Origin of the sequence: Enterobacter sp. MGH 33, from assembly GCF_000534535.1 — a bacterium.
Taxonomy (GTDB): domain Bacteria; phylum Pseudomonadota; class Gammaproteobacteria; order Enterobacterales; family Enterobacteriaceae; genus Enterobacter; species Enterobacter hormaechei_C.
Window position 1 is genome coordinate 4,632,695 of record NZ_KI973212.1, and the last position, 18,650, is coordinate 4,651,344.

At 51.5% G+C, this 18,650-nt stretch carries 19 protein-coding genes, 1 tRNA gene and 3 rRNA genes; 6 read left to right on the plus strand and 17 right to left on the minus strand.

Going from position 1 to position 18,650, the window contains the following annotated elements:
- Positions 1-291: 291 nt before the first annotated feature.
- From rrf to L379_RS02495, 4 genes are all read right to left on the minus strand, one after another.
- A 5S ribosomal RNA gene (rrf, locus tag L379_RS02510) occupies positions 292-407 on the minus strand.
- A gap of 72 nt (positions 408-479) precedes the next feature.
- A 23S ribosomal RNA gene (locus L379_RS02505) occupies positions 480-3,384 on the minus strand.
- 192 nt (positions 3,385-3,576) lie between these two features.
- Positions 3,577-3,652 (minus strand) — tRNA-Glu (locus L379_RS02500).
- Positions 3,653-3,736: 84 nt separating this feature from the next.
- Positions 3,737-5,278: ribosomal RNA gene (locus L379_RS02495) — 16S ribosomal RNA — on the minus strand.
- Together the 16S, 23S and 5S rRNA genes with 1 tRNA gene alongside form the textbook arrangement of a ribosomal RNA operon.
- Positions 5,279-5,755: 477 nt before the next feature.
- On the opposite strand from L379_RS02495, the gene L379_RS02490 reads away from it, so the two are divergent.
- Positions 5,756-6,310: a gamma carbonic anhydrase family protein gene (locus tag L379_RS02490; RefSeq protein ID WP_023295516.1), complete on the plus strand. Its 555-nt coding sequence runs from the start codon at positions 5,756-5,758 to the stop codon at positions 6,308-6,310.
- Here the strand turns inward: L379_RS02490 and L379_RS02485 are convergent.
- Genes L379_RS02485 through dprA form a run of 6 tightly spaced genes read right to left on the minus strand, consistent with a single transcriptional unit; the run spans position 6,286 to position 10,069 of the window.
- Entirely contained in the window at positions 6,286-6,534 is a 249-nt protein-coding gene (locus L379_RS02485; RefSeq protein ID WP_015571398.1) for a DUF1488 family protein, read from the minus strand. The genes L379_RS02490 and L379_RS02485 overlap by 25 nt on opposite strands.
- Positions 6,531-7,349, minus strand: a complete 819-nt coding sequence (aroE, locus tag L379_RS02480) for a shikimate dehydrogenase (protein ID WP_015571399.1) — start codon at positions 7,347-7,349, stop codon at positions 6,531-6,533. The genes L379_RS02485 and aroE overlap by 4 nt, the downstream gene beginning before the upstream one ends.
- Positions 7,350-7,353: 4 nt before the next feature.
- Positions 7,354-7,926 (minus strand): L-threonylcarbamoyladenylate synthase type 1 TsaC, encoded by a 573-nt coding sequence (gene tsaC / locus L379_RS02475; protein WP_017383724.1) that lies wholly within the window; start codon positions 7,924-7,926, stop codon positions 7,354-7,356.
- Entirely contained in the window at positions 7,919-8,473 is a 555-nt protein-coding gene (locus tag L379_RS02470; protein WP_017383725.1) for a DNA topoisomerase family protein, read from the minus strand. The genes tsaC and L379_RS02470 overlap by 8 nt, the downstream gene beginning before the upstream one ends.
- Positions 8,474-8,499: 26 nt before the next feature.
- Complete coding sequence (smg, locus tag L379_RS02465; protein WP_000460665.1) at positions 8,500-8,973, minus strand: DUF494 family protein Smg; 474 nt, start codon at positions 8,971-8,973, stop codon at positions 8,500-8,502.
- Positions 8,945-10,069 (minus strand): DNA-protecting protein DprA, encoded by a 1,125-nt coding sequence (dprA, locus tag L379_RS02460; protein ID WP_017693885.1) that lies wholly within the window; start codon positions 10,067-10,069, stop codon positions 8,945-8,947. Before dprA ends, smg begins: the two co-directional genes overlap by 29 nt.
- A 127-nt stretch (positions 10,070-10,196) precedes the next feature.
- On the opposite strand from dprA, the gene def reads away from it, so the two are divergent.
- The 5 genes from def to mscL all read left to right on the plus strand — a co-directional run bounded on the left by def (position 10,197) and on the right by mscL (position 14,976).
- Positions 10,197-10,706, plus strand: a complete 510-nt coding sequence (gene def / locus L379_RS02455; RefSeq protein ID WP_015571402.1) for a peptide deformylase — start codon at positions 10,197-10,199, stop codon at positions 10,704-10,706.
- A 24-nt stretch (positions 10,707-10,730) separates the two neighbouring features.
- Positions 10,731-11,678 carry a methionyl-tRNA formyltransferase gene (gene fmt / locus L379_RS02450; RefSeq protein WP_032104909.1) on the plus strand — a complete coding sequence of 316 codons (948 nt, stop codon included), beginning with the start codon at positions 10,731-10,733 and terminating at the stop codon, positions 11,676-11,678.
- A gap of 52 nt (positions 11,679-11,730) precedes the next feature.
- Positions 11,731-13,017: a 16S rRNA (cytosine(967)-C(5))-methyltransferase RsmB gene (rsmB, locus tag L379_RS02445; protein ID WP_032655741.1), complete on the plus strand. Its 1,287-nt coding sequence runs from the start codon at positions 11,731-11,733 to the stop codon at positions 13,015-13,017.
- 22 nt (positions 13,018-13,039) lie between these two features.
- A complete protein-coding gene (trkA, locus tag L379_RS02440) occupies positions 13,040-14,416 on the plus strand; it encodes a Trk system potassium transporter TrkA (protein ID WP_032655319.1) in 1,377 nt (458 codons plus the stop codon).
- A gap of 146 nt (positions 14,417-14,562) precedes the next feature.
- A complete protein-coding gene (mscL, locus tag L379_RS02435; RefSeq protein ID WP_003863335.1) occupies positions 14,563-14,976 on the plus strand; it encodes a large-conductance mechanosensitive channel protein MscL in 414 nt (137 codons plus the stop codon).
- On the opposite strand, the gene L379_RS02430 is transcribed toward mscL, so the two are convergent.
- The 7 genes from L379_RS02430 to rpsK all read right to left on the minus strand — a co-directional run bounded on the left by L379_RS02430 (position 14,977) and on the right by rpsK (position 18,635).
- Positions 14,977-15,192 (minus strand): alternative ribosome-rescue factor A, encoded by a 216-nt coding sequence (locus L379_RS02430; protein ID WP_017383729.1) that lies wholly within the window; start codon positions 15,190-15,192, stop codon positions 14,977-14,979.
- 57 nt (positions 15,193-15,249) lie between these two features.
- Complete coding sequence (zntR, locus tag L379_RS02425) at positions 15,250-15,675, minus strand: Zn(2+)-responsive transcriptional regulator (RefSeq protein WP_003863328.1); 426 nt, start codon at positions 15,673-15,675, stop codon at positions 15,250-15,252.
- A gap of 2 nt (positions 15,676-15,677) precedes the next feature.
- On the minus strand, positions 15,678-16,046 hold the full coding sequence (locus tag L379_RS02420) for a DnaJ family domain-containing protein (protein WP_023295520.1): 369 nt from the start codon (positions 16,044-16,046) through the stop codon (positions 15,678-15,680).
- Positions 16,047-16,153: 107 nt separating this feature from the next.
- Entirely contained in the window at positions 16,154-16,537 is a 384-nt protein-coding gene (rplQ, locus tag L379_RS02415; RefSeq protein ID WP_001216368.1) for a 50S ribosomal protein L17, read from the minus strand.
- Between the two features lie 40 nt (positions 16,538-16,577).
- On the minus strand, positions 16,578-17,567 hold the full coding sequence (gene rpoA / locus L379_RS02410) for a DNA-directed RNA polymerase subunit alpha (protein WP_032655322.1): 990 nt from the start codon (positions 17,565-17,567) through the stop codon (positions 16,578-16,580).
- Between the two features lie 25 nt (positions 17,568-17,592).
- Positions 17,593-18,213, minus strand: a complete 621-nt coding sequence (rpsD, locus tag L379_RS02405) for a 30S ribosomal protein S4 (protein WP_003863314.1) — start codon at positions 18,211-18,213, stop codon at positions 17,593-17,595.
- Positions 18,214-18,245: 32 nt separating this feature from the next.
- Positions 18,246-18,635, minus strand: coding sequence for a 30S ribosomal protein S11 (gene rpsK / locus L379_RS0124345; RefSeq protein ID WP_003863312.1), 390 nt, complete (start codon positions 18,633-18,635; stop codon positions 18,246-18,248).
- Positions 18,636-18,650: the final 15 nt, after the last annotated feature.

Consider the following 18,650-nt stretch of genomic DNA (forward strand, 5'->3'; position numbering starts at 1 on the left):
ATATAAGGAACGTATATTCCTCATCACGAATAGCATCAGATATTAATTAAATTCAATACGCTACCTTACTCCCCGCTATACCCCATACCTGTACATAACATTTAATTGATTTAACGCTGCTGCGAGCCAGCATAATGCATTCCACAACTTCAGTTTCAGTAGGGTAAAACGCTTTAATACGTCCGTAAGGTATTAATGGCGACAGCAGGAATATCGAATGAGGGAATTGGTTTGGCTGGAGCGATAACGCAAAAAGGCCATCCTTTCGGATGGCCTTTCTACTTGTTTGATGTCTGGCAGTTCCCTACTCTCACATGGGGAGACCCCACACTACCATCGGCGCTACGGCGTTTCACTTCTGAGTTCGGCATGGGGTCAGGTGGGACCACCGCGCTAAAGCCGCCAGGCAAATTCTGTTAATCTGTATCAAAGCTGAAATTTGATTGTCTGTCTCTTCGCCAAAACACCTTCGGCGTTGTAAGGTTAAGCCTCACGGTTCATTAGTATCGGTTAGCTCAACGCATCGCTGCGCTTACACACCCGACCTATCAACGTCGTCGTCTTCAACGTTCCTTCAGGAGACTTAAAGTCTCAGGGAGAACTCATCTCGGGGCAAGTTTCGTGCTTAGATGCTTTCAGCACTTATCTCTTCCGCATTTAGCTACCGGGCAGTGCCATTGGCATGACAACCCGAACACCAGTGATGCGTCCACTCCGGTCCTCTCGTACTAGGAGCAGCCCCCCTCAATTCTCCAGCGCCCACGGCAGATAGGGACCGAACTGTCTCACGACGTTCTAAACCCAGCTCGCGTACCACTTTAAATGGCGAACAGCCATACCCTTGGGACCTACTTCAGCCCCAGGATGTGATGAGCCGACATCGAGGTGCCAAACACCGCCGTCGATATGAACTCTTGGGCGGTATCAGCCTGTTATCCCCGGAGTACCTTTTATCCGTTGAGCGATGGCCCTTCCATTCAGAACCACCGGATCACTATGACCTGCTTTCGCACCTGCTCGCGCCGTCACGCTCGCAGTCAAGCTGGCTTATGCCATTGCACTAACCTCCTGATGTCCGACCAGGATTAGCCAACCTTCGTGCTCCTCCGTTACTCTTTGGGAGGAGACCGCCCCAGTCAAACTACCCACCAGACACTGTCCGCAACCCGGATTACGGGTCTACGTTAGAACACCAGCCATTAAAGGGTGGTATTTCAAGGTTGGCTCCACGCAGACTGGCGTCCACGCTTCAAAGCCTCCCACCTATCCTACACATCAAGGACCAGTGTTCAGTGTCAAGCTATAGTAAAGGTTCACGGGGTCTTTCCGTCTTGCCGCGGGTACACTGCATCTTCACAGCGAGTTCAATTTCACTGAGTCTCGGGTGGAGACAGCCTGGCCATCATTACGCCATTCGTGCAGGTCGGAACTTACCCGACAAGGAATTTCGCTACCTTAGGACCGTTATAGTTACGGCCGCCGTTTACCGGGGCTTCGATCAAGAGCTTCGCGTTGCCGCTAACCCCATCAATTAACCTTCCGGCACCGGGCAGGCGTCACACCGTATACGTCCACTTTCGTGTTTGCACAGTGCTGTGTTTTTAATAAACAGTTGCAGCCAGCTGGTATCTTCGACTGATTTCAGCTCCGCCCGCAGGGGCTTCACCTACACATCAGCGTGCCTTCTCCCGAAGTTACGGCACCATTTTGCCTAGTTCCTTCACCCGAGTTCTCTCAAGCGCCTTGGTATTCTCTACCTGACCACCTGTGTCGGTTTGGGGTACGATTTCGTGTTACCTGATGCTTAGAGGCTTTTCCTGGAAGCAGGGCATTTATCACTTCAGCACCGTAGTGCCTCGTCATCACACCTCAGCGTTAACAAGGTACCGGATTTACCTGGAACCTCCGCCTACATGCTTAAACCGGGACAACCGTCGCCCGGCTGACATAGCCTTCTCCGTCCCCCCTTCGCAGTAACACCAAGTACAGGAATATTAACCTGTTTCCCATCGACTACGCCTTTCGGCCTCGCCTTAGGGGTCGACTCACCCTGCCCCGATTAACGTTGGACAGGAACCCTTGGTCTTCCGGCGAGCGGGCTTTTCACCCGCTTTATCGTTACTTATGTCAGCATTCGCACTTCTGATACCTCCAGCATGCCTCACAGCACACCTTCAACGGCTTACAGAACGCTCCCCTACCCAACAACACATAGTGTCGCTGCCGCAGCTTCGGTGCATGGTTTAGCCCCGTTACATCTTCCGCGCAGGCCGACTCGACCAGTGAGCTATTACGCTTTCTTTAAATGATGGCTGCTTCTAAGCCAACATCCTGGCTGTCTGTGCCTTCCCACATCGTTTCCCACTTAACCATGACTTTGGGACCTTAGCTGGCGGTCTGGGTTGTTTCCCTCTTCACGACGGACGTTAGCACCCGCCGTGTGTCTCCCGTGATAACATTCTTCGGTATTCGTAGTTTGCATCGGGTTGGTAAGCCGGGATGGCCCCCTAGCCGAAACAGTGCTCTACCCCCGAAGATGAGTTCACGAGGCGCTACCTAAATAGCTTTCGGGGAGAACCAGCTATCTCCCGGTTTGATTGGCCTTTCACCCCCAGCCACAGGTCATCCGCTAATTTTTCAACATTAGTCGGTTCGGTCCTCCAGTTAGTGTTACCCAACCTTCAACCTGCCCATGGCTAGATCACCGGGTTTCGGGTCTATACCCTGCAACTTAACGCCCAGTTAAGACTCGGTTTCCCTTCGGCTCCCCTATACGGTTAACCTTGCTACAGAATATAAGTCGCTGACCCATTATACAAAAGGTACGCAGTCACCCCATAAAGAGGCTCCCACTGCTTGTACGTACACGGTTTCAGGTTCTTTTTCACTCCCCTCGCCGGGGTTCTTTTCGCCTTTCCCTCACGGTACTGGTTCACTATCGGTCAGTCAGGAGTATTTAGCCTTGGAGGATGGTCCCCCCATATTCAGACAGGATACCACGTGTCCCGCCCTACTCTTCGAGTTCACAGCATGTGCATTTTCGTGTACGGGACTATCACCCTGTACCGTCGGACTTTCCAGACCGTTCCACTAACACACAAGCTGATTCAGACTCCGGGCTGCTCCCCGTTCGCTCGCCGCTACTGGGGGAATCTCGGTTGATTTCTTTTCCTCGGGGTACTTAGATGTTTCAGTTCCCCCGGTTCGCCTCGTTAACCTATGTATTCAGTTAACGATAGTGCAACGGATTGCACTGGGTTTCCCCATTCGGACATCGCCGGGTCAAGGGTTCATATCACCTCGCCGGCGCTTTTCGCAGATTAGCACGTCCTTCATCGCCTCTGACTGCCAGGGCATCCACCGTGTACGCTTAGTCGCTTAACCTCACAACCCGAAGATGTTTCTTTCGATTCACCATCGACTTGCGAAAATTTGAGAGACTCGAACACACATGAGCTGTGTGTCGTTTCAATTTTCAGCTTGATCCAGATTTTTAAAGAGCAAATATCTCAAACATGACTCGCAAGTCAGTTTTGAGATATGACGGCAGGTGACTTTCACTCACGAACCAGCAAGTGGCGTCCCCTAGGGGATTCGAACCCCTGTTACCGCCGTGAAAGGGCGGTGTCCTGGGCCTCTAGACGAAGGGGACGTACAGTCTCAATCGCAAGACGCCTTGCTATTTACTTTTCATCAGACAATCTGTGTGAGCACTGCAAAGGCAGGTTCTTTAAGGTAAGGAGGTGATCCAACCGCAGGTTCCCCTACGGTTACCTTGTTACGACTTCACCCCAGTCATGAATCACAAAGTGGTAAGCGCCCTCCCGAAGGTTAAGCTACCTACTTCTTTTGCAACCCACTCCCATGGTGTGACGGGCGGTGTGTACAAGGCCCGGGAACGTATTCACCGTGGCATTCTGATCCACGATTACTAGCGATTCCGACTTCATGGAGTCGAGTTGCAGACTCCAATCCGGACTACGACGCACTTTATGAGGTCCGCTTGCTCTCGCGAGGTCGCTTCTCTTTGTATGCGCCATTGTAGCACGTGTGTAGCCCTACTCGTAAGGGCCATGATGACTTGACGTCATCCCCACCTTCCTCCAGTTTATCACTGGCAGTCTCCTTTGAGTTCCCGGCCTAACCGCTGGCAACAAAGGATAAGGGTTGCGCTCGTTGCGGGACTTAACCCAACATTTCACAACACGAGCTGACGACAGCCATGCAGCACCTGTCTCAGAGTTCCCGAAGGCACCAATCCATCTCTGGAAAGTTCTCTGGATGTCAAGAGTAGGTAAGGTTCTTCGCGTTGCATCGAATTAAACCACATGCTCCACCGCTTGTGCGGGCCCCCGTCAATTCATTTGAGTTTTAACCTTGCGGCCGTACTCCCCAGGCGGTCGACTTAACGCGTTAGCTCCGGAAGCCACGCCTCAAGGGCACAACCTCCAAGTCGACATCGTTTACGGCGTGGACTACCAGGGTATCTAATCCTGTTTGCTCCCCACGCTTTCGCACCTGAGCGTCAGTCTTTGTCCAGGGGGCCGCCTTCGCCACCGGTATTCCTCCAGATCTCTACGCATTTCACCGCTACACCTGGAATTCTACCCCCCTCTACAAGACTCTAGCCTGCCAGTTTCGAATGCAGTTCCCAGGTTGAGCCCGGGGATTTCACATCCGACTTGACAGACCGCCTGCGTGCGCTTTACGCCCAGTAATTCCGATTAACGCTTGCACCCTCCGTATTACCGCGGCTGCTGGCACGGAGTTAGCCGGTGCTTCTTCTGCGGGTAACGTCAATCGACAAGGTTATTAACCTTATCGCCTTCCTCCCCGCTGAAAGTACTTTACAACCCGAAGGCCTTCTTCATACACGCGGCATGGCTGCATCAGGCTTGCGCCCATTGTGCAATATTCCCCACTGCTGCCTCCCGTAGGAGTCTGGACCGTGTCTCAGTTCCAGTGTGGCTGGTCATCCTCTCAGACCAGCTAGGGATCGTCGCCTAGGTGAGCCGTTACCCCACCTACTAGCTAATCCCATCTGGGCACATCCGATGGCAAGAGGCCCGAAGGTCCCCCTCTTTGGTCTTGCGACGTTATGCGGTATTAGCTACCGTTTCCAGTAGTTATCCCCCTCCATCAGGCAGTTTCCCAGACATTACTCACCCGTCCGCCACTCGTCAGCGAAGCAGCAAGCTGCTTCCTGTTACCGTTCGACTTGCATGTGTTAGGCCTGCCGCCAGCGTTCAATCTGAGCCATGATCAAACTCTTCAATTTAAAAGTTTGATGCTCAATGAATTAAACTTCGTAATGAATTACGTGTTCACTCGTTGAGACTTGGTATTCATTTAGTGTCCGAGGACATTAAGAATCCATGTCACTTTGAGTGCCCACACAGATTGTCTGATAAATTGTTAAAGAGCAGTTGCGACGCGCTTCAGCGCTCTGTCGCGAGGTGGCGTATATTACGCTTTCCTCTTTCAGAGTCAACCCGTTATTTCAGGATTTTTTCTCTTCAACCGACCGGGTTGTCTGTGAAGTGATTCACATCCGCCGTGTCGATGGAGGCGCATTATAGGGATCCCAGTTTTTAGCACAAGTATTTTTTAGATCTTTTTTTCCAACTGATGATTTTCCGTGCTTTTCGCTGAAAACCCACCCGATCCGCTTAAAAATTGACGCATTTTGCCTTGCCTCGATCCAGGAATACGATCAAAGTCTTCTTTAATAGCGCTCATCTGTATCGAGGTAGATATGTTTGCAGTATTACGTCCTTATAAAGATCTGTTCCCCCAAAAAGGCGATCGCGTGATGATCGATACCAGCAGCGTGGTCATTGGTGATGTTCGCATGGCCGAGGATGTCAGCATCTGGCCACTCGTCGCGATCCGGGGCGATGTTAACTACGTTGCAATCGGTGCACGCACCAATATTCAGGACGGCAGCGTGCTGCATGTGACTCATAAGTCATCTTATAACCCTGAGGGCAATCCGCTCATCATTGGGGAAGATGTCACCGTCGGTCATAAAGTGATGCTCCACGGCTGCACAATCGGTAACAGGGTTCTCGTTGGGATGGGATCGATTTTGCTGGATGGCGTCATAGTAGAAGATGACGTAATGATTGGCGCAGGAAGCCTTGTTCCGCAAAACAAACGTCTGGAAAGTGGCTATCTCTATTTAGGCAGTCCGGTTAAACAGATCCGCCCCCTAAAAGAGGCGGAGATCGAAGGATTGAAATACTCAGCGAACAATTACGTTAAATGGAAGAATGACTATCTGGATCAGGATAACCAGACCCAACCCTGATCGTCTTCCTGCTGATCGCGGATCAAATCGCTGGCTTCCTCTTCCAGATCCCAGCGATTTTCGCAAAAGACGGCTAACGGATCTGAACCACCAAAGCGCTGATGCAACGTCTCCCCTTTAATCGCACAGGTGAGCTGCATTCCATGCACCAGCACCGGGAAACAAACCGCTTGCTTATTTTCATCCCAGATTTCTCTGTCGGGAAAATGAATCGCCTGATTCATGCCATCAGTTCCTGTTTCAGCTTTTCGATCACCGGTTCTACAGCAGGTAACACGCCATGCCAGAGTAGCACCGCATGAGCCGCCTGCCCCACCAGCATGCCCAGACCATCAGCCACGTGTTTTGCCCCCTGTTGTTCACACCAGGTCAGAAATGGCGTTTTCCCTTTTTGATAAAACATGTCATAGGCGTAGATGTGGGAATGAACCAGGGATGCAGGAATCGCCGGGATCTCTCCATTAATACCGCTTGAGGTGGCATTAATCACAAGATCAAATTCGTGACCCGCGAGATCGTCAAGTGCTACCGCAGTTACGCTGCCTGTGTGTGCGAACAACGCCGCCAGCTCTTCTGCTCTGGAGAAGGTACGGTTGGTGATTGTCACCGCACAATCCAGCGAAAGAAGAGGAAGCAATACGCCGCGCGACGCGCCACCCGCGCCGATCAGCAGGATCCGAAAGCCTGGTTTAATAAACGACAGTCGTTCCAGATCGCTGAGTAAACCTATGCCATCGGTGTTATCGCCCAGAAGGCGACCATCTTCGAGCCGCTTAAGGGTATTGACGGCACCAGCGAGCGAGGCACGCTCGGTCAGCTCATCCGCGCGCCCGAAAGCCTCTTCTTTAAAAGGCACCGTGACGTTTGCACCTTTACCACCCGCATCAAAAAAGCTATTCAGCGTCGGTATAAATGCATCAACAGGCGCAAGAACCCGACCATACGGGTGATCTATCTGCAATTGCTCTGCAAACAGCTGATGGATCAGAGGCGACTTGCTGTGCGCGATCGGGTTACCAAAAACAGCATAGGTTTCCATAACATTATCCCTGGCGAAAACGTTCGCCGGTCAAGGCATCGCGAATTTCTGACGGGTTAAGACGCCCCCCGGTTTCACCCACGGCTACAGGGAAATCATTCCCGAACTGCGCCAGAACTTCTTCTGTTGTCCGACAAGGGGGAAGCCCGGTCAGGTTGGCGCTGGTTGAAACCAGGGGTTTACCAAATGCCTGGCATAACTCCACCACCAAGGGATGGTCGGTAACGCGTACCGCGAGTGAATCGAAACGCCCGGTTAGCCAGCGCGGCGTTGTCGGTTGTGCAGGGAAAACAAACGTCACGGGACCAGGCCACGCAGAGAAAATGGTTTCCCGCTGTGCAGGTGTCAGCATGGAATCATCAATATAAGGCTTAAGCTGCTCGTAGTTCGCAGCGATCAAAATCAATCCTTTTTCGACAGGCCGCTGTTTTAGCGCCAGCAGACGGTTAACGGCGACTTCGCTGTCAGGATCGCACCCGACCCCGAAAACGGCTTCTGTTGGATAGGCGATGACTTCTTCTTTTTTCAGGATGTCCACCGCCTGCGCGATGGAGCCTGATGGCAGGTTATTATTCACTGATTTGATCCGCCGAAACCGGCTTTCCACATTGTTTACTGGCGCAAAAGCGTTTCAAGCCTTGCGCGGTTTTCTTTTCTATAAGTAACGGATAATCGCAATGAGGGCAGACGCCCGCTACTGGTTTGAAATTGATAACGAACTGGCATTCAGGATAGCGATCGCACGAATGGAAGGTCTTGCCATAACGAGAGCGGCGCTGCACCAATTGACCACGCTGGCACTGAGGGCAGGCAATTGCCGTTTCATCTGGTTTATCAATTTGTTCCGTATGTTCACATTCCGGATAGCGGCTGCATCCGATAAACATCCCGAACCGCCCCTGCCGCAGCGCCAGTTCGCCGCCACAGAGTGGACAAAGCTGTCCCTCCAGAATTTTGACGATATGTCCGTCCGCCTGGCTTTTCAGGGGACGGACATAATCACATTCCGGATAGTGTGAACAACCGAGAAACGGACCGTGTTTCCCGGACCGAATAACAAGTTCAGCCCCACACTGTGGGCAGGGCTCGTTTTTATGCACCGTGAAGAGTGCTGATTTGGCCATAACAACTCTTGTTGCTGCACATAGAATTAATGCAGCATACCTTCATTCACTTCAAAGAGTAATTCTTCCATTTGCTGATAGGCATTTTCACAGCCTGGGATGTTGAATAGAACCATCAGGATCACCCATTTGAGATCTTCCAGTTCAAATTCAGCAGTATCCAGCGCCATGACGCGCTCTATCACCATCTCTCTCGTTTCGAGGTTTAGCACCTGAATCTGCTCGAGGAATAAAATGAATCCCCGGCAGCTGGCATCCAGCCTTTCACACTCTTCAGCTGTATAGATGCGCACAGACAATGGGTCAGAAGCAAGCTGCATCGGTTCGGCGAGGCCGTCCTGATAATCAGCCAACTTATCCAGCCACATCAACGCATTATAAATATCTTCCCGCTCAAAACCTGCGTCGGTCAGATCCCGTGTTAATTTGTCCTGATCCACCTGCATTTCTGCTTCGTTGTGGATGTAAGTCTCAAACAAATACATCAGTACGTCGAACATGGCATGCCCTCCTTAATCGGACATAGCCGCCGGGTACAGCTGCGATCCACCCTGCTAACTCCAGTTCGAGTAGCTGTGCTACCGTTACTGGCACAGGTTGGCCGGCACGTTCAGCGACAACGTCAACAGGTGTTACCTCATCTCCTACGTTAGCCAGGAGCTTGGGAAATGGCAATGCTACTGCCTCCTGATCCGATGAAATATGTCGCTTTTGGAGATCATCCTGCAACCAATGCAATCCATATTGCAAATTTTCCAGGATATCCTCTTTACAGGTCACCAGCGTCGCCCCCTGTTTTATCAGCCAGTGAGGGCCTTCGCAGCCAGGGTTCCCCAACGGGCCGGGTAGCGCAAAAACTTCACGTCCCTGCTCCAGTGCGCACCTTGCGGTAACCAGCGATCCACTCCGAATCGCAGCTTCGACCACCAGCACGCCCTGGCTTAACCCACTGATGATCCGGTTACGCCGTGGAAAGTTACCCGGTCTGGGCGATGTCGAAAGTGAAAACTCAGACACTATCGCCCCCTCTGAAGCGATAAGTTGCTCAGCCAGAATGTGATGACGACGCGGATAGAGACTAAAAAGACCATTGCCAAGCACGGCGACACTTCGCCCTTTTGCTGACAACGCCGCATGATGTGCCACACCATCGATGCCGCAAGCCAGGCCACTGGTGATCGTAAAGCCACATTGGGACAGCTGTTCACTCAGCATTTTCCCCCACCGCTCGCCATACCACGAGGGCGCACGGCTGCCCACAACCGCAAGCTGCATGCTATTAAGCACGTCAACGCGGCCTCGCACAAATAGCGCCCCGGGAAAATCAGGTATAGAACGTAACAATGGCGGAAAGCGAGGATCATCCGCTGTGAGAAGGTGGTTGTCGGTGTGTTCCAGCCATTCCAGACTACGTTCAAGCTCACTCTCACTGAACGAAAAAAACTTTACGGCATGTTTGGGCGAAAGCCCTGACGCGTTGACAGCTTCAGCATCGACGGTTGCCTGGCGAAGCAGCCTCTGCGCAATCTCCAGCATCGCGTCACCGTATAACGACCCGATGTTTATAAGCCGTAACCATATCTCTGTGGACGTCATCCTTTTCCCTGCCATAAGCAGCCTCAGCAATCTTTGCGATTGGTCACTGATGCTGTCAATCGACCGGGGATTTGTCTAGAATAGAAGTAATATTCTTATCAACTCCTGAACACGACTCTGGAAATTTATGGCAGTTTTGCAAGTGTTACATATTCCTGACGAGCGCCTTCGCATCGTCGCGGAACCGGTTAAAGAAGTGAATGCAGAAATTCAGCGTATCGTCGATGATATGTTCGATACCATGTACGCTGAAGAAGGCATTGGCCTTGCCGCGACCCAGGTAGACATTCACAAACGTATTATTGTGATCGACGTTTCTGAAAATCGTGATGAGCGCCTGGTGCTGATCAACCCTGAGATGCTGGAAAAAAGCGGCGAAACAGGTATTGAGGAAGGCTGTCTGTCTATCCCTGAACAGCGCGCTTTGGTGCCACGTGCCGAAAAAGTTAAAATCCGCGCACTGGATCGTGACGGCAATCCGTTTGAGCTGGAAGCCGACGATCTGCTGGCGATTTGCATTCAGCATGAGATGGATCACCTGGTCGGTAAGCTGTTTATCGATTACCTCTCACCGCTGAAGCAACAGCGTATTCGTCAGAAAGTTGAGAAACTGGATCGTTTACGTTCTCGCGCTTAACGCCCCCCGGATACAAGGAATAACGTGTCTACATCACTACGTATAATCTTCGCGGGTACCCCTGATTTTGCGGCGCGTCATCTCGACGCGCTGCTATCGTCTGGTCATCAGATTGTTGGCGTATTTACTCAGCCTGATCGTCCGGCTGGCCGCGGTAAAAAATTGATGCCTGGCCCGGTTAAAGTGCTGGCAGAAACGCATGGTTTGCCGGTTTTCCAGCCTGCATCATTACGACCTCAGGAAAACCAGCAGTTAGTGGCAGACCTGAACGCTGACGTGATGGTAGTTGTGGCTTACGGCCTCATTCTGCCGAAAGCGGTACTCGATATGCCCCGCCTGGGCTGTGTTAACGTTCATGGTTCCTTGCTCCCACGCTGGCGTGGTGCAGCCCCTATTCAGCGCGCTCTGTGGGCAGGCGATGCTGAAACTGGCGTGACAATCATGAAGATGGACGTAGGTTTAGACACGGGCGACATGCTGTATAAACTGGCGTGTCCCATTACCGCAGAAGATACCAGCGCCACGCTGTATGACAAGCTGGCGGATCTCGGTCCGCAGGGGCTGATTGAGACGTTGCAACAGCTTGCTGACAATACAGCGTCACCTGAAGTGCAGGATGAGGCACAGGTGACCTATGCTGAAAAACTGAGTAAAGAAGAAGCCCGGATCGACTGGTCCCTGTCAGCAGCTCAACTCGAACGCTGTATCCGCGCCTTTAATCCATGGCCGATGAGCTGGTTGATGATTGATGAGCAGCCAGTGAAAGTCTGGAAAGCTTCAGTTATTAACGGCAATACTTCGGCAGAGCCCGGTACGATTATCGACGCCAGCAAAAACGGTATCCAGGTTGCGACCGGAGAAGGGATCCTGAATCTTGAATCGCTGCAACCGGCCGGTAAAAAGGCAATGAGCGCGCAGGATCTATTAAATTCCCGTCGTGAATGGTTCATCCCTGGCAATCGCCTTGCCTGAACAAATTTACTCTTAAGGCCCGGTGTTTCCGGGCATTTTTATTTTTACGGTTATGAAAAGACAAAATCTACGCACTATGGCGGCTCAGGCCGTTGAGCAGGTTATCGAGCAGGGCCAGTCACTGAGTAATGTCCTGCCTCCACTGCAACAAAAGGTTTCCGATAAAGACAAAGCACTGCTTCAGGAGCTGTGCTTTGGCGTGCTGCGCACCCTCTCTCAGCTTGAATGGTTAATTAATAAGCTGATGTCACGCCCGATGAGCGGCAAGCAGCGTACCGTGCATTATTTGATCATGGTCGGTTTCTACCAGCTTCTTCATACCCGCATTCCACCTCATGCTGCGCTGGCTGAGACAGTGGAGGGTGCCGTTTCGATTAAACGTCCTCAACTGAAAGGGTTGATTAACGGCGTGCTGCGTCAGTTCCAGCGTCAGCAGGACGAACTGCTGGCAGAATTTGCGCAAAGCGAATCGCGCTTCCTGCACCCTGAATGGCTGCTGAATCGCCTTAAAAAAGCCTACCCACAGCAATGGCAAGACATTGTGGATGCCAATAACCAACGTCCGCCGATGTGGTTACGCGTCAATCGTAACCATCATACCCGCGACGCATGGCTGGCCCTGCTGGAAGAGGCCGGAATGAGCGGCTTCACACACGCTGCTTATCCTGATGCGGTTCGTTTAGCCTCCCCTGCACCGGTACATGCATTACCCGGTTTTGAAGAGGGCTGGGTAACGGTACAGGACGCATCCGCTCAGGGCTGCATGACCTGGCTTGAACCGAAAGACGGGGAGCAGATCCTTGATCTCTGTGCAGCGCCAGGGGGGAAAACAACGCATATTCTGGAAGTGGCGCCGCAGGCCAGCGTGATGGCCGTGGATGTTGATGAGCAGCGTCTTTCACGCGTCTATGACAACCTCAAGCGTCTGGGTATGAAAGCACAGGTTAAGCAAGGCGATGGACGTAAACCCGCAGACTGGTGTGGTGATACCAGGTTCAATCGTATTTTGCTGGACGCCCCTTGCTCAGCAACTGGCGTGATTCGTCGTCATCCCGATATCAAATGGCTGCGTCGCGATCGTGATATCAAGGAGCTTGCCCAGTTGCAATCCGAAATTCTGGATGCCATCTGGCCGCATCTCAAACCCGGCGGAACCCTGGTGTATGCAACCTGCTCTGTTCTTCCGGAAGAGAACAGTCAGCAAATTACGGCTTTCCTGAAACGCACCCCGGACGCTACGCTGCATGATACGGGAACACCTGAGCACCCGGGTCTGCAAAACCTGCCGGGCGCAGAAGAGGGTGATGGTTTCTTTTACGCTAAGCTAATCAAAGAGTGATGTTGAGAACAGGTCACGAAAGATGAAAATTATCATTCTGGGCGCAGGGCAAGTTGGCGGAACGCTGGCGGAAAATCTCGTGGGCGAAAACAACGATATCACCATTGTGGATACCAATGGCGATCGCCTGCGCGTTTTGCAGGACAAGTTTGATCTTCGTGTTGTACAGGGGCACGGCTCTCACCCACGAGTGCTTCGGGAGGCGGGCGCAGACGATGCCGACATGCTGGTTGCAGTAACCAGTTCTGATGAAACCAACATGGTTGCATGTCAGGTGGCCTACTCGCTTTTCAACACACCGAACCGCATCGCCCGCATTCGCTCCCCGGACTATGTCCGGGATGCGGAAAAGCTGTTTAATTCCGAAGCAGTACCTATCGACCATCTTATTGCCCCTGAACAGCTGGTTATCGACAGTTTTTATCGTCTGATTGAGTACCCGGGCGCGTTGCAGGTTGTGAACTTTGCGGAAGGAAAAGTAAGCCTGGCGGTTGTGAAGGCTTATTACGGCGGCCCGCTGATTGGTAATGCCCTGTCGACAATGCGCGAGCATATGCCACATATCGATACGCGTGTTGCGGCGATTTTCCGTCACGACAGACCTATTCGTCCGCAAGGGTCCACCATTGTCGAAGCCGGGGATGAAGTCTTCTTTATTGCGGCTTCTCAGCATATCCGTGCGGTGATGAGTGAACTTCAGCGTCTCGAAAAACCGTATAAACGTATTATGCTGGTTGGCGGCGGTAATATTGGCGCAGGTCTGGCGAGACGGCTGGAAAAAGACTACAGCGTGAAGCTGATCGAACGAGATCAACAGCGCGCGTCGGAGCTGGCTGAAAAGCTTCAGAATACTATCGTGTTTTATGGCGATGCTTCGGATCAGGAATTGCTGGCCGAAGAGCATATCGATCAGGTTGATCTTTTTATTGCCGTCACCAACGACGACGAAGCGAATATTATGTCCGCCATGCTCGCTAAACGTATGGGGGCGAAAAAAGTAATGGTGCTTATCCAGCGTAAGGCTTATGTCGACCTGGTACAGGGTAGCGTAATTGATATTGCTATTTCGCCTCAGCAAGCCACCATTTCTGCCCTGCTAAGCCATGTACGTAAAGCGGATATTGTCGGCGTGTCGTCTCTTCGTCGTGGTGTTGCTGAAGCCATTGAAGCCGTCGCTCATGGGGATGAAACGACGTCGCGCGTTGTTGGTCGCGCGATCGACGAAATTAAACTTCCACCAGGCACCATTATCGGCGCCGTAGTACGAGGTAACGATGTCATGATCGCCAATGATAATTTACGTATTGAGCAGGGTGACCACGTTATTATGTTCCTGACCGATAAAAAATTTATTACCGACGTCGAGCGTTTATTCCAGCCAAGCCCGTTCTTCCTGTAATGATTTGGGTGCTCAGACGAGAGCACCCAAATATTAACCTTCTAATTTTCATGCCTTTTATTTTTCATAACGATTATTTATCCCCAATGGCAATTAGCTAATCATTTGTTAAACTTATAGGCGTCAGCTGGCACAAGGAGAACATAATGAGTTTTATTAAAGAGTTTCGCGAATTTGCGATGCGCGGGAATGTGGTGGATTTGGCTGTGGGTGTCATTATTGGTGCGGCGTTCGGTAAGATCGTTTCATCATTAGTCGCCGACATTATTATGCCGCCGTTAGGACTGTTGATTGGAGGCATTGATTTCAAACAGTTCGCCTTCACCCTTCGGGAGGCTCAGGGCGATATCCCTGCGGTTGTAATGCACTATGGCGTATTCATTCAGAACGTATTTGATTTCGTGATCGTGGCATTTGCCATTTTCATGGCGATCAAACTTATCAACAGACTTAACCGTAAAAAAGAAGAACCGGCTGCTGCCCCGCCAGCACCAACTAAAGAAGAAGTCTTACTGACTGAAATTCGCGATCTGTTAAAAGAGCAGAACAACCGCGTTTAATCAGGCGACAGAAACAGAAAGGCCAGTGGTAAAAAAGCGATTAGCTTGCTTGCCACTGGCCTCCCAGTTACCCCGTTGTGCATGTTTACCTTTACGTAAATAACTCCCTTTTCCTTTCTTGTTCTTCTCAACACGCTGTCTGAAAAGCGGGTCGTGAAGCAATGCCTCAATGGCGTTATCCTTAATTTGTCCCTTCGTATGCTGATAGCGGCTCATCATTTCTCCTGAGCATAGTTAATGTCGGCGGGAGTCTAGTCCCTGGCTGATAAAAAATCAACAACCCTGAGTTTCACTACTGGCGCCCTGTTCAAGAGCTTCCAGTATTGAGCAATAAACACTGCTATGAGCGGTACCGCAGCACGCGTCATTTAACCTTTGCAGAGATCGCTGCATGGCTTGCAGCTCCTGAATGCGTCCTTCAACTTCATCCAGCCGGGCCTGAACGATGCTTTTAGATTCCTGACACGTATGATGTTCAGGATCGATACGGATCGACAGCAGTTCACGGATCGACTCCAGCGTGAAGCCGAGTTGCCGTGCATAGCGGATAAAACGAAGGCGTTGCAGGTCGTTATCCGTATAAAGGCGAAATCCACCTTCCGTTCTGACCTCATGATCGATCATCTGCTGCTTTTCGTAGTAGCGGATAGTATCCGGCGTTACGTTAGCAAGCTTCGCAAGTTCACCTATGCGGTACATGGCTACTCCTCGTTTATTTTTTGCATTAACCTTTCACTGTACTCACCATGCAAAAAGTCAGTATTCATTCCCGTCTGGCGCAGTTTTAGCTCGATGAGCGCCAACCGACGACTGATTTCGGAGTACCGCGGGTCATTCTTATGAATGCCTTTAAGCAGATCGGCAAGCTCGACGGCTTCATTGCGTTGCTGAAGTTCAGGCGGTAAACAACCTGCGTTTTTCAGTAAGCGATAACCGGCCCGTAATTCAGGGGGAATATGTGAATCATCGTCCAGAATCAGCGGCTCACCGCTACCGGGAAGATTTTCGAACTCGCCTTTGTTTTGGGCATCGCAAATATGGCGTTCAGCCCACTGATCGAGCAACCACATAATGAACTCCAGGGGGTGAGCAGAAAAGATACAGACATTGTAGATAAGTGGAGATTCTGCGGATATAAAAAAACCCGCCGAGGCGGGTTTTTTTACGTTACTACAGATTACTCTGCAGCAGCTTCTGCTTTCTCTGAACGATCAACCAGCTCGATGTAAGCCATCGGCGCGTTGTCGCCTGCACGGAAGCCACACTTCAGAATGCGAGTGTAACCACCGGCACGGCTCGCGAAACGCGGGCCCAGTTCGTTAAACAGTTTTGCCACGATCTCGTTATCACGAGTACGGGCGAATGCCAGACGACGATTAGCAACGCTGTCAGTCTTGGCAAGAGTAATCAGCGGCTCAACTACGCGACGCAGCTCTTTCGCTTTAGGCAGGGTCGTCTTGATGATTTCATGACGAACCAGTGAACCTGCCATGTTGCGGAACATAGCCTGGCGATGGCTGCTGTTGCGGTTCAGTTGACGACCACTCTTACGATGGCGCATGACCTTATCCTTCTCAGTAAAACCTTAACCTGTGATCCGGTTACTCGTCAGCAATGCTTGCCGGTGGCCAGTTTTCCAGGCGCATGCCCAGAGACAGACCACGTGAAGCCAGCACGTCTTTAATCTCGGTAAGAGATTTTTTACCCAGGTTCGGCGTTTTCAGCAACTCAACCTCGGTACGCTGTACCAGATCACCGATATAGTGGATAGCTTCTGCCTTGAGGCAGTTAGCAGAGCGGACAGTCAATTCCAGATCGTCAACAGGGCGCAGCAGGATCGGATCGAATTCTGGTTTCTCTTCTTTCACTTCCGGCTGACGTACATCACGTAAGTCAACGAAAGCTTCCAGTTGTTCTGCCAGGATGGTTGCCGCACGACGAATCGCCTCTTCAGGATCGATTGTGCCATTGGTTTCCATTTCGATGACCAGCTTGTCCAGGTCGGTACGCTGTTCTACACGCGCTGCTTCAACATTGTAGGCAATACGCTCTACAGGGCTGTAACATGCGTCGACCAGCAGACGGCCGATTGGGCGCTCATCTTCTTCCGAATGAATTCGGGCAGAAGCCGGCACATAACCACGACCGCGCTGAACTTTGATACGCATGATAATAGCTGCGTTCTCATCGGTCAGGTGGCAGATCACGTGCTGCGGCTTGACGATTTCAACATCACCGTCGTGGGTGATGTCGGCTGCAGTCACAGGGCCAATGCCAGATTTATTCAGAGTAAGAATAACTTCATCTTTACCCTGAACTCTCACCGCCAGCCCTTTCAGGTTGAGCAGGATTTCAAGGATATCTTCCTGAACGCCTTCTTTGGTGCTGTACTCATGAAGTACACCATCAATCTCAACCTCGGTCACCGCGCAACCCGGCATCGATGAGAGCAGAATACGGCGCAGTGCGTTACCCAGAGTATGGCCAAAGCCACGCTCTAAAGGCTCAAGGGTCACCTTGGCGTGCGTCGAACTCACTTGCTCGATATCTACCAGGCGCGGTTTTAGAAACTCTGTCACAGAACCCTGCATTGTGTCCTCTCTTTGGTACTAAGCTTTACTTGGAGTAAAGCTCGACGATCAGGTGTTCGTTAATGTCCGCAGACAGATCAGAACGTTCTGGCTGACGCTTGAACGTACCTTCCATCTTGCCAGCATCAACTTCCAGCCAGGTTGGCTTTTCACGCTGCTCAGCCAGCTCCAGAGCGGCTTTCACGCGAGATTGCTTTTTCGCTTTCTCACGAATGCTAACAACGTCATTCGCTTTAACCTGATAAGAAGCGATGTTAACAACACGACCGTTTACCATGATTGCTTTATGGCTAACCAGCTGGCGTGATTCAGCACGAGTCGCGCCGAAGCCCATACGGTATACAACGTTGTCCAGACGACCTTCCAGCAGAGCCAGCAGGTTTTCACCTGTGTTGCCTTTCAGACGTGCTGCTTCTTTATAGTAGTTACGGAACTGACGCTCCAGCACACCGTAGATACGGCGAACTTTTTGCTTTTCACGCAACTGCACACCATAGTCAGACAGACGCGGTTTACGCGCACCGTGCTGGCCAGGAGCTTGTTCAATTTTACACTTGGTATCGATCGCGCGAACGCCAGACTTAAGGAATAAGTCGGTGCCCTCACGACGGCTCAGCTTGAGCTTAGGACCCAAATATCTTGCCATTTTCTATCTCCAACTAACCTAAAAAACGAGCGTTATACGCGACGTTTTTTCGGCGGACGACAACCGTTATGAGGGATCGGAGTCACATCAGTAATATTCGTGATGCGGAAACCAGCGGCGTTCAGAGCGCGAACAGTAGATTCACGACCCGGACCCGGACCTTTAACCATAACTTCCAGATTCTTGATGCCGTATTCTTTTACGGCTTCAGCGCAACGCTCTGCTGCAACCTGAGCTGCGAACGGAGTGGATTTGCGAGAACCACGGAAACCGGAACCACCGGCTGTTGCCCAACCCAATGCGTTACCCTGACGATCAGTAATAGTAACGATGGTGTTGTTGAAAGAAGCATGGATATGAGCCACGCCGTCAGAGACTTGTTTTCTTACACGTTTACGTGCACGAACTGGTGCCTTTGCCATTATTCAATCACCCCG